General features: G+C 51.5%; 9 protein-coding genes and 1 pseudogene. 3 read left to right on the top strand and 7 right to left on the bottom strand.

Annotated elements, in window-relative coordinates:
* Positions 1–631: 631 nt before the first annotated feature.
* On the bottom strand, positions 632–1,255 hold the full coding sequence (locus tag BV911_RS17580; RefSeq protein ID WP_086054888.1) for an RNA ligase family protein: 624 nt from the start codon (positions 1,253–1,255) through the stop codon (positions 632–634).
* 183 nt (positions 1,256–1,438) lie between these two features.
* Between BV911_RS17580 and BV911_RS17575 the strand changes: the two genes are divergently transcribed.
* Both BV911_RS17575 and BV911_RS17570 read left to right on the top strand, forming a co-directional pair.
* Complete coding sequence (locus tag BV911_RS17575; protein WP_086054887.1) at positions 1,439–2,722, top strand: DUF3696 domain-containing protein; 1,284 nt, start codon at positions 1,439–1,441, stop codon at positions 2,720–2,722.
* Positions 2,722–3,249 carry a hypothetical protein gene (locus BV911_RS17570; protein WP_086054886.1) on the top strand — a complete coding sequence of 176 codons (528 nt, stop codon included), beginning with the start codon at positions 2,722–2,724 and terminating at the stop codon, positions 3,247–3,249. The genes BV911_RS17575 and BV911_RS17570 overlap by 1 nt, the downstream gene beginning before the upstream one ends.
* 96 nt (positions 3,250–3,345) lie before the next feature.
* On the opposite strand, the gene BV911_RS17565 is transcribed toward BV911_RS17570, so the two are convergent.
* Positions 3,346–4,278, bottom strand: a complete 933-nt coding sequence (locus tag BV911_RS17565; RefSeq protein WP_086054885.1) for an IS5 family transposase — start codon at positions 4,276–4,278, stop codon at positions 3,346–3,348.
* Positions 4,279–4,422: 144 nt separating this feature from the next.
* Here BV911_RS17565 and BV911_RS17560 point away from each other — a divergent pair.
* Positions 4,423–4,635: pseudogene (locus BV911_RS17560) on the top strand (transposase domain-containing protein); the annotation flags it as partial.
* Between the two features lie 424 nt (positions 4,636–5,059).
* On the opposite strand, the gene BV911_RS17555 reads toward BV911_RS17560, so the two are convergent.
* Genes BV911_RS17555 through BV911_RS17535 form a run of 5 tightly spaced genes read right to left on the bottom strand, consistent with a single transcriptional unit; the run spans position 5,060 to position 11,333 of the window.
* Complete coding sequence (locus BV911_RS17555) at positions 5,060–7,021, bottom strand: hypothetical protein (protein WP_086054884.1); 1,962 nt, start codon at positions 7,019–7,021, stop codon at positions 5,060–5,062.
* On the bottom strand, positions 7,011–7,883 hold the full coding sequence (locus BV911_RS17550; RefSeq protein ID WP_086054883.1) for a hypothetical protein: 873 nt from the start codon (positions 7,881–7,883) through the stop codon (positions 7,011–7,013). Before BV911_RS17550 ends, BV911_RS17555 begins: the two co-directional genes overlap by 11 nt.
* Positions 7,880–8,923 carry a hypothetical protein gene (locus BV911_RS19300; protein ID WP_139840139.1) on the bottom strand — a complete coding sequence of 348 codons (1,044 nt, stop codon included), beginning with the start codon at positions 8,921–8,923 and terminating at the stop codon, positions 7,880–7,882. The genes BV911_RS17550 and BV911_RS19300 overlap by 4 nt, the downstream gene beginning before the upstream one ends.
* A 17-nt stretch (positions 8,924–8,940) precedes the next feature.
* The gene (locus BV911_RS17540; RefSeq protein ID WP_139840138.1) at positions 8,941–10,026 is read right to left on the bottom strand and encodes a GTPase-associated system all-helical protein GASH; all 1,086 of its coding nucleotides are present in this window, start codon (positions 10,024–10,026) and stop codon (positions 8,941–8,943) included.
* An 8-nt stretch (positions 10,027–10,034) separates the two neighbouring features.
* Positions 10,035–11,333, bottom strand: coding sequence for a metallophosphoesterase (locus tag BV911_RS17535; protein WP_086054880.1), 1,299 nt, complete (start codon positions 11,331–11,333; stop codon positions 10,035–10,037).
* Positions 11,334–11,766 lie beyond the last annotated feature (433 nt).

Below are 11,766 nucleotides of genomic sequence, written 5' to 3'. Positions count from 1 at the left end.
CCTGCGCCATCCAAAACCATCCGCACGGCACGTTCGCGCACTTCAGGTGAATATTTGTTCGTTGTTTTGTTCATGATGCTCCATCCTACTCATGAGTTGGAGCCTCCGGCAAACCTGGCGCGGTTCACTACCTTAAGACCTTCAGCCGATTGTATGTGCTGGACAACGACAAGCTCGTGGCTCTCGAAGACTGTCCTGTAAAATGTGACTTTCTGATCAGCGAAGGGCTGCTGCTGCTCATCGAGAACAAGGGGATCAGGGTTTTTACTGAAGATGGTCGCCCTTTAGGCGTAGCCCTGACTAAGTCACCCATACGCAGGGCTTACTTAGACAGCACGGATCTTGTTATTGAGACTCGGACGCAGCGCGCTCGATTCTCGGGCTTAAAAGCCCCTTAACCTTTTGCGAACCCGAGAGAATGTCCAGTTCGCGCCGCTTGGTGTCGACCGCAGCGAACGGCCCGAAGCTGCCGCTCGTGCGAAAACCGTCTAATGACCGCTCCCAGCCCAAAGCTGACATGCTCCATCGACAGAGCAGGCAGATGCGGCCATTCGCTGTAGATGCAATTAAACACCTTCTCCTGAAGCAAAGCAGCCACTCCTTCAAAGAAAACGGGCCGGGAAGTGGAATTTTATCTAGGAGCCAAACTGTTACGGATAAGATCTGCATGCATCCAATGTTTATCGCTTTGTACATGCCCTTTCCTCACATACTTACCCATATATGTCTGCATATCAGCCTCGCAATACGCACCGGCAACCCGAACAACGAAACCTTCATGCTTGGACGTATCCAGTTCGGACGCCAGATCTTCGAAAAGACCGTTCTTAAAGGGACCACGGTACAGGGTCGGCACAGGAGTTATTCCCAGTGATTTGAAGCGGCTCAAAGTAAGGTCCCAAGGTCGAACTTCGCCGTCAACAACCCATGCAAATCCCAAAAAGTAGGAGGGCAGCGCATCATAAGCAATAGAATGTCGAGCGAAGAGGTTTTCCCCAACTATGCGTTCGTTCTCCGCAAGAAATGGGGAAATATTTGCCGCAAATCGTTTTATCCAGTTGCGCGAGGGGTGATAGCGACTATCCGGACTGCGAGCATGAGTCCCAGAGCAGTGAATTGTTGTGTTCTCACCATCCATCTTTTCAGTGACAAGAAGGTCATCCACCATCAGGCCGTTTAATGATGTCATGATCTTATCGTCGCTAGTCGTCCCTGGCGAAGTTGGGAGGTGAAAGGTGCGTCCATATTTCATCATACGTCAGCGTATATCCCGTCCTGCGATGTGACAGCAAGTCGGTTAATCTTGCATATGATTGCGCAAGCACTCATACACCTAGAAAAATCGAAAATGAGGCATTACTAAAAGAAAATGTACAGTCGAGAGGTTCCCTGATTGTTTCGAACGCTGTGCAGTCCAGATATAGAGGAATTAGAAACGATGTTCACTCAATTAAGTTTATTAAACTTTAAGGCATGGAGAAAGACCGGTTCTATAGCCCTTAAGCCTGTCACAATGTTGCTAGGGACCAACTCATCTGGTAAATCATCGTTAATCCAAAGTCTATTGTTGCTCAAGCAGACCGTACAATCCCCAGATCGCACAATCCACCTGAATTTAGGAGGTGACGAGATTAACGATCTTTTTGAATTCGGAGACTTTGAGGATGTCCTTCACAAGTCGAAAACCGACAAGCGGCAATTCGGAATTGGCTTTGAATTTAGACGCCCCGTTACCGATCGCATCCAAGATGGCAGTTTCAGAAGTATTTATAGTCAGACATCATCTCGAAGTATAACCACTCAAGCGATGGATCTCCGATTCAATGATCGGAGGTTTGGAGTTAGGCGTCGAGATAAAGGCGCATTTGCGATCGACGTTGACAAAGAGTTGAAACCGAGAGGCCAAAGCCGGCTATATGCCCCAGAAAGGTCGATCGCATTTTCTGCGGAAGCAATTGCATTCTTAGATTTAGATGGACCGCTTGTTGAGGATATCAGTCTCGCTATAAGGCGTGAGCTAGAAGATATCACCTATCTTGGGCCGCTTCGCCGAAAGCCACAGCGGGATTATCCTTGGAATAGAGGAAAGCCAGGGAACTTGGGAAGCGATGGTCGGGGGGCAATTGACGCCTTACTTGCAAGCTCATTGTTAAGGGGCGAAGAACAAAATCGAGTGGTTGACCAAGTTTCGCGCTGGTTGTCGCGCATGAAACTGGCCGAAAAACTTGAGGTAAAGCAGCAAGGTCGCTCGAATAGGTACGAACTTATTGTTCATCGCGACGGTATCGCGTGTAATTTGCGGGATGTGGGCATTGGGGTTTCGCAAGTGCTACCAGTTTTGGTCGCTTCTTTTTTCGCACCTGATGGAGGCACAATCATACTAGAAGAGCCAGAAATACACCTTCACCCTTTAGCTCAAGCAACTTTGGCCGAACTGTTCTTAGAGGTAAGTCGAAGCCGAAACGTACAGTTCATAGTGGAAACGCATTCGGAACACTTATTCCGGCGAATGCAAACGTTGATTGCCAAAGATGAGGAGGTACTTGAAGAAACAGCTATGTATTTTGTCAAACGCGATGGCCCCGTAGCGAGTCTCCTGACGCTAGATATTGACCAGTTTGGGCGCGTCAAGAATTGGCCAGAGGGATTTTTTGGGGATGCGATGGGCGAAACGCGCGAACAAGCCCGCCTTATGTTTGAACGGAAAAAGGCATCCAATTGATGAGATCGCGTTATGTCATAGATACAAATGTATTGATCGCCGCAAGCGCTGCAGATCCGCTCGATCCCGCAGATATTGATGCAACCCCACCAGATCCAGAGCTTCGTATGCAAGTTTGGCGATGGTTATCTGATTTCCAACAATGCGACTCTCGATTAGTATTAGATATCGACGGAAGGATATATTCCGAATACGGCAACAAATTGGGCTACAATGATTATGGAATACAGGTTGTTATGCACAAATGGAGCACAGCGGCTGTGGACGACGTATTTGTAGATTACGATGTAAACGGTGATGGCATTTTACCTGCCTCACTGGAACCAGTAGTGCACGATCTTGCCGACAGGAAAATTGTAGCAGCTGCGCTAAGATCACACTCAGATTTTGGGGAGGGCTGCGTTGCGTTCGCTGGCGACACCGATTGGCACGGATGGGAAACCGAATTGCTTGCTCATCAGTTGATACTAGAACCGATAATTGAGGCATGGTCTCGACAGAAATATGCTGACAAGGAAAGTAGATAGCCCTCAAAGAATTGTCGGCTGCGGTTCATTTATCCAAAAATCGGCGCTGTTGCACAAATTTGAAATGGTCCGCAGTGCCCCTTTCCCCAGACACACTTATCCCACGGCTTTCGTGACTGGTATGCCGAGGGCCGTGAACCGGTTCAGCACGGCCGCTCGGATCTGAACCTCGGCTACCTGGCAGTCAAAATTGCGGGCCATGAGGCTCTGACCGAGCCCCTTCACACAGTTCATCTTTGTCTCTGCGCGACTTCGTCGGTGGTATTTGGTCCACAGCCGCCAAAGCGATCGACCGAGATATTTGGACGCCCGGAGCGCTTCATTGCGGGCCCTTGCTCCGGCGGTTGTCGGCTTCCAGGGCACAGCATTACGGCGAGGCGGTATGATGGCGGCTGCGCCGCGATCAGCGATGGCATTGTGGCATTTGCGTGTGTCATAGGCCTCGTCGGCGGTGACGGTGGCAATTTCTTGGTGCGGGTCGATCTGGCCCAGAAGATCGGGCAGCATGGGTGCATCGCCGACATTGCTCGTGGTCACTTCGACAGCTCGGATTTCCAGTGTTTCTTCATCGATCCCGAGATGGACTTTACGCCAAACCCGTCGTTTCGAGCCACCGTGCTTGCGTCTATGCCATTCGCCTTCACCTTCGACCTTGATCCCGGTGGCATCAATCAAAAGATGCAGAGATCCCTTCGACCCGCGATAGGGGATCGCAACGTCCAGGGTCTTTTGCCGGCGGCTCAGCGTGCTGAAATCGGGCACAGACCAGTCGAGCCCGGCGAGGTTCAGCAGGCTAGCGACAAACCCGGTCGTCTGTCGAAGCGCCATGCCAAAGAGGACTTTTAGTGTGAGGCAGGCTTGTATCGCACCATCGCTATAGGTCTGTTGACGTCCACGTTTCCCGGAGGGTGCCGCCTCCCACACCATATCCGGATCGAACCAGACGGTCAGCGATCCACGCTGTTTCAGCGCGAGGTTGTAGTCATGCCAGTTCGTCGTCTTGTAGGTCGTCTTTGCGGGTATGCTCATGCGCATCAGCTACCATATTGGATTCACGTGGTGAATCCCAAGCAGGATTTGCGCAACAGAGCCTTTGTCACCGAAAAGCCCTTCTTGCGGAATTTCAAATAGACCTATTGCATAGGTGCCCTACAGCCGAGCGGACCCGATGCAGCTATTGCCCTTGGAAGGAAAAATTATCTGTTCATGGGGTCAATCGGCGGCGGAAAGGCAGCCGCCATCGCCTACACGCTTATCGAGACCGCCAAGATGAACGACGTCGACCCCGAAGCGTGGCTCACATGGGTCCTCCAGCGCCTGCCTGATCACAAGATCAATCGCATCGACGAACTCATGCCGTGGAACTGGCAGCCCGAAAGGGCCTGAAACCGCGGCTCAACCGGACACTTACCGAATGTCCGCACTCCGGACGTCTGGTCATGAAGTTCGCTGCGCCCCGCACGAACGGCCGGTCTGGCGAAGCTGCAATGCGGCATGGACAAACTTGGCCAACGGCGGCTCCGGTGAAGGTTTTCCAACGCGGGTCGTAGTCGCGACAAACTGCTCCGTCACGCCGCGACCCGCATCAGAAAACCTTCACCAAAGGAGACATCCAGCGTCCATCTTTCATGCTGCAGCGCGGCCCGAAGTAGGAGACATTCGCTGCACGCGAAAAACTCACTGATCTGCGAATTCACTCAACGCGAGACAAGCTGCCTTTCATGCAACCTCCAACAGGCTTCCCTGAAGCAGACATTGATTGAATTTACAGCGTACAAACTCCCTCGGCGCTGCCGGTAGCTAGCTGATGCTACCACAAGGCGTACAGTTCTTCCTTCAAGCGCTCGCTTCTTGTCATCTCCTGCAATGTGCGTTTCGGCAGACCTAACCCTTTCCAAAGTGCGACAATCGCTATCTGAAGTCTTAAGCATTTGTCCCAGTTACTGTACCAGCCGATACTCGGCAGATAATCGGTCAGGTAGTTCTCGGTGCGCCACGCCAAATTTCGATTTGAAAGCGCCTCGTAAACTGCATCGAAAGAGTCGCGTACTAGAACTTGAGAGCCATCGGAAGGTTCGTGAAAGGCCTGAACGAGCAAGAAAACTTGAAATTCCAATGCGGTAGAGCTCGAGAGGTCGTCTTTGGTTTCCTCTAAGCGCTCAGCCCAAACAGCGGTCGGCACGTGGCGCTTGTCAGCATTGAGAAGGTAGCGGCAGGCGAGTAGTTGCGACCGTCTCTTTGCTGCATTTTTTGCATAATGGATGATCCACTCTGGTCGGTTCTTAACGTACTCGGTCCAAATTTCCCCGATGTCCGGTAACGCTTTCGATCGTGAGGCCGAAACGCCATCAATCACGGATGCAGTAACTGCCTCTGGAGCACAATCAGCTACCAATTCGACAAGACCGGAGTGATTTCGGCCGATAATGAATTGAACAAGCTTCGCAATCGACGGCTTTTTCGCCCGACTCTCTTGAAGCAATGACAGCAGAGCCTCATCGCTGAGGGTGTCTACGCGACTATCCGCAAGATGCTCTATTGAACGACCGGATGCTCGCAAGAACGCAGTTTCTGAATTTTCAAGAAGATCCCAAAGAAAGTCGGCGTTCTTTTTGGGTGTAATTCCATCAAACAGGCTCTCCGCAAAGGGTCCTTTGCGACTTGCTTCCTTCGACAGCAAAGCGGCCAACTCGGTAGGATGATCCGTGATCCAGGTCTGCACCGTCGACTGTTCCACTGGCTCTGGATCAGGAAGCGCGTTCGAATTTGGCATACTGGCTATAGCTTGTAGTACTTCAAACTGATCGAGGTCGGGCAATACGGAAAACTCAGCAGCAGCAGGTTGCATGATTTCTCGCTTGAGAAGTCCAGCCGCCTCTTGCGACGGATACCAGTGCACAATTCTTGACAGAGTTTGATCAGTGTCCAAGGCGCTGCTCTCATTTGAGAAAAGGAGTTCGTACAGCTGCGCAAGCTTGACTAAATCTTCTTTTTTGCTGCCGGCATCAGCGCCATAGCGCCACAGAAATCGCCGAAAATGAGTGGGAAACATTTCGGCTACGTCATTGGTAATTTTGGAAATGATCGCATTATCTACTGGTTCGAAGTCTTTTGCTTCCTTAGATTTCGGAGGCGCAAACTCGATATCGAAGTTAGATTTCGAACGCAGTTTTTGCCCAGTAAGCGGAGCGAGCCGAAATGAAAACTGGCGTCGCAATGCAGGCCACTGTTGGGACCACAAAGCAAGCATGGCTGCTTCCATGTCTTTCGAAGGTCGCAGCACCAATCGTTTATCTGCCTCAGAATACGTGCGTACAACCAAATCAAAAATAGTTTCTGGGTTGATTGATTGCATATCGTGCGAACCCGCCGAAAGGCTCAGTTCTATATGCTTTGAAAACTCGCGATATTCTCCAACCTCCTTTGGCTTCTGGAACATTGCAAGGATACTATTTAGCTGGGTAATACGAGATAGGTCGGCGTCGTCCAAAAGAAGAACGTGGGTCCATACGCAACCAGGACGCGGCATCTCTGGTGCACGCCATGTTTTCATTAGGGCATAGCGTTTTTCACCCGCAACAGGGCGGCCGGACAAATAGCACTCCGTACCGGTTTCAATACGCGGGTCCCAGTCTGTGTCTGTTAAGAGGGATGCCGCGAGTTTCTTCGACGAAGTCTCGCTGCTTGCCAACAACGTGTGGCCGCGGTCGTATCCAAAAAGCAACTGTTCGATCCGCAGAGATTGCTGGTTAGATGATGCACTACGCGTCATCGTCGTTCAGCCAAGTCAATGGAAGTGTAATGTCATTCGTAGTTTTTTCGTCCCAGCGACACTGCACCCGGTTAGCGGGATCGACAGCGAGGAGCTGATTTCGTGCCTCTCCTTCGAATGACCCTCCTTGCGCAGATATCCCGCAGTGGCAAACATCGTATAATTCTGAATTGGTTGCGAGATATTGCGCCAACATAGGCATCTCACGCGCAAGCCACTCTGACGGTTCAACTTCGTCAGCTGCGACCACGTCCCATGCCGAGATCGCAATAACGAGCCTACGGCGTCCTTTCTGGAGAACCGGTGCCTGTAAGATCTGTAAGATATCAATGATCCGGGTCTGCTCGGGCATTCTGCGCGGATCAAAATCTACCACTCTATCAGCTTCGGCAGTCTCGTCTCGTTCGGCGGCTATGTATTGCTCCGGTTCAGAACCTTCATCTGGGAAGTCGAAGTCAGTCACAAATAACGCATCGTTAGCGCGATCCGCGTTGACGAAGAACAGAATGCCGTCCGAGTCCTGGAGGATCGACACAAAATCCTCTTCACACTCGCGATCGGCAATCAGTGACAGGAACGTCTCACCTGAGAAATCGGGCAGCCGAAGTACGGACCTGTTGCTGGTCGTTGCATCGCGAACATGCATTTCAACCAGTTCCTCACTTGAGGTGAGCGTTCGCGGAACTTGCTCGCACTTCAACCAGATTCGCTTGATTTCATTTAAGTATCGTACGTCACCGGAAATCTTATCGAGAACGATCGATGAAGCACTGCCAGCATCTAGGATGTGCCAAAGGGCAGCCAAAAAGGTTGTTTTTCCAGAGTCCGGGTATCCAAGGATAACGTGCTGTTTTTGGCTCATGAGAGCGCTCCGAATTTCCGATTCTCTGCGAGAAGATCGAACCTTGTATAGATTGCTTCGATCGGCGGGACGCGAACTGGGTCCGGCTCTTTCGCGCTGAGCCAAGACTGAAGTAGAACGTCACAACCATGTGCTTGTTCAAACTGGCTTTGCGGATCGCGCGCTGCGATCTCGAAAAGTGTCACAGACGCCAGACGGTTACCAAAATCCTGAGCAATCCGCTCGACTGTTGCTTGAACACGCGCGACGGTCTGTTCTACGTCACCTGCTCTTTCGATGTCGTCCCGTTTGGTCAGGATGAATTGGAGGTGCTGTGCTGTCGAAAGCGTCCCTGAATCCACCATGGCACGCACCAACTGGCGGGCAGTGTCGAGGACCTCATGCTGTTCTTCCGGTCGTATAAGGCGGGCACCATCAATCAACACTGCGACGGTTCTTGCGAGTCTAAGCTCTTGTAGGTCATACAAATGTGCGGGCGTGTCGAGGCCTTCCCTGTAGCTTTCTCCGGCACGATCGGACAGAAAGAGGTCGGCCGTCTGTGTCGGCTCATTTGCAGGCGATGTCGCAAGGTGAAAAAACTGAAGACCCTGGGAAAGTGACGTGCGAGGTGTATCTGGACGATCCATCCCTGAACTTGCTTTCGCGTAGTGACCAACTTCCTCAAACGCTGTCAATGTACCACTACCCGCAAAGACACGGTCAGCAAATGGACCTCGGTGAAATCGATCATAAATTGAACAGATGAGAGTTGATTTTCCACTGGAGGTGTCACCTACGATCGCAACCATTTGAGCCGGTCGTTTGAGCAAATGCACATTCACGTCTTCTTGCGTGAAAGTTTCTCCGCTCGGCAGACGTACCTTGGCATACTTAGTCTCCTCCGAAATAGGGACCTCATCCATTTCAGTGCTATCGGCCGGACGAGCTTCCACAGCCGGTTTCCCGAAGTTCGGACACGACTCCACTGGGTTATGACCCTGCAAACAGGAGCCATTCTCACCAATTTGGCAGTCAGGATTGCTGCAAATTTGATCTTCCAATACGTCTTTCCCCCCGCTCAGCTTGAAAGCGCGTTCAGGAGAAGGAATTCGCGGAAACTCTGATTGGCGAGCTCACACGGCGAAAAGGCAGCTGTTTCTGACAGGCTTCCATCATCGCCATACATTTTTTTCCACGCGGTTTGGGAGCCAACTTCGCTTGCCCGGGAAATCGCGTTGCCTACGCTGCATAAATCTCGAACATCGGTGATCGTGCTGTCGGGAGCGACGTACGATAATTCTTCAAGGGTAAACAGTGTGGGAATAGCTTCGATCTTGATTTTCGACGGCTTGTCAGTTCGACCCTCGCGGAGCGCCTTGTTCATGAGAAACGTCCCTGCTTTTGGACCGAGGTGTGTACGGGACAGCTCGGCAAGCTCTGCTCCGATCAGAAATGCTGCTCGCCCTGGTTTCATGTCAGCGTATGACTCGTCAACAAGGCGACTCTCTCCACCAACCAGCCACCACAACATGTCCGTTTCTTCACGCAGTCTGACGACCTCTGACCCCATCGGGCTAAGCGCCGTGTTCATTTGCTGAGCAAGATGTTTGACCATCTCGTGGCTATCGATATTGACCTTTTTTAAAACGCGGTTGATGGCCGGGAAGTCATTCTGTGGGACCAAGTCTACCTCAGAGCCGCCCAACTCTTTGCTTAACGCCTTTACGCGGATCTGTTTCATATCGAGTTCGCGACGTGTGGATGTTGTCAGATCACTCGCCGCAGCTTTAATGATCTCGACAAACTGAGGATAGACCCCTGCTTTGCGGTGTCCGAAGGCATTTGCGACAAGGAACACCAGTGCTGTAAACTGATCGTGTTCCTCTCGTATCTGGTGAGCAATAAGGGCCATGGCCAAAATGGCTATTTCATTTTTGTTGGTAACCATCGAAAAGGCTTCATCGGCCTCCGAAATAGGGCCTGAGAGCCACCCTGTATCGTGCCGCATTGGCAGACCAAAATACGCGCGCACAGCGTCCATGATCTGTGGCCGCGTTAGATTCGCCGCAATCGTCTTAAATGGTTCGATGCGTAGCGGTATGTTTGCGGCGTCAGGCGAAAGACCCGCATGTCCGTAGCAATCTGCAAGTTTGAGTTGTTGCATGTCTGCCCTCATTGTTCTTGTTCCGGTAGTTTTACAGGAGTGGCTGCATCAATTGCGGCCTTGAGCTCATCGAGTAGATTGCGTTCCCGAGCGCGGAGCAAGACCCGACGGAATCGTTCGTGGTCGGGCAGTTTGGTGTCGGCCTCTTCGAAAAGTTCGAGGCTGCCCGCAATCTCTAGCTTCTTGCTGAAAGTGAGTTTGAAGTATCGGATGCTGAGTGTGCGTAACGAAGTCATGGAGGCGTCCTCCTCAATCACCGTTCCGTCCGGCACCGCCGAAGCCTCAGCCACGTGATCGCTTTTTGGTGGCGCTTGGGGAGCGGTCCAGGCCTCCAAGGCAATCGATTGACTGAAATGATCAGCAGCTCCGTCCATTTTAGCGACAAATTGCGTCGGTCGATTTTGCCAGACTCTGATATGAGCCTTAATGTCGAGGGTACGGCTGTTGCCTTCAGTATCAACTGATAGCTCCAGAAGATTGTAACCCGGCTCCCAGCCATCCTCTCGCCTGTCGGGATGCGCTGCGCTTGCAGCGACTCTAATCCAGTCGCGGCCCAATACTACACGATTGGTATGCTCGTGGCCGAATATCTGGATTTTTGAAACCACGTTTAAATGGTCTTCAAGTTGTTGGCCATTCGCCAGCCAATTGTACGGGTGGTGGCACATCACTACATGCGTCACCCCATCCTCATGGGTTATCCTCTGCGCGGATGGGTCAACATAGAGCGATCTTTCCTTATCGTTCTGACTTGAGACGAACGCGGAGTTCAGACCGGTGATGCAAAGGGTCGATCCGTCGTTCAGCTCAAAGCGCCGTTCGACTGTTGTTCTGTCGGGAGGCAGTAGATCGCAAAAATACTGTGTTGCAAAATCATTGTAGTTCTCAATTGACCGATACAACCAATCACGACTGTCTTCTTCGTGGAGAAGCTGGGCGAGCTTCCCTGGCAGAAGCTTCGAATCTGCGGTCGCTTTAATGTCATTGTGAATAGCTTGAACCAAGTGTTTTTTCGTTATGGTTTGCTGAACGTCATGGTTGCCGGGAATGACCATGATAGTGCTTGTATCGCACCCAGCCGTCTTGCAGACTTCTTCAAGCCATTTTTGGGCGAAATCGTATTCGTCAGCATCACCTGCATAGGCGATGTCACCGGAGACAAGAACTACGTCTGGTGTCGCACCTATTGTTTCGCATTGTTGGCGAAGATCACGCAGCAGAACGGTGCGTACATGGTGGTCCTGATCCATGGGCGAACCCGCCTCGCCGTTCTTGAAGTGAATATCTGAAAGATGCAGGATCAGCATACCAAGACCGTTGATTGCTGTGTCATGCTAAAGCATCGACGTGAGGCCAACTGTGCAGGAATTGAATCCAACGCTGCGTATGCTGTGTTCTGTTCGCGCATTTTTACCGCTAAGTCCCCTGAATTGGTTTGCAGTGTTTTGATTATTTGCCGATCACGCTGGAATATCCCCACCAGGTGGTCCAGTCTGAACAATAGTTCATGGTAAGTCTTTGGTCTATTGAAACAATGCTACTAGCGTTGGCGGGCAACAACACAAAGCGCTATGCGATCTGACCGTATCATAATGGCGACGCCATCGTTCGATTAAAGCGTCCCGCCAAAAACCTGAATCGCGAGGATTCCCACGCAGCTGATTTTGTGATTCATCCTGTTTGGGAGGATGGATCATGTCAGCACCTTTGCCAGACGCGCTTCGGGCGCGGTTTCAGCGA

The organism is Pseudoruegeria sp. SK021 (genome assembly GCF_002119405.1).
Lineage (GTDB): Bacteria > Pseudomonadota > Alphaproteobacteria > Rhodobacterales > Rhodobacteraceae > Meridianimarinicoccus.
Note: the sequence above shows the minus strand (reverse complement) of the source record. Positions and strands in the feature narration are given on the sequence as shown.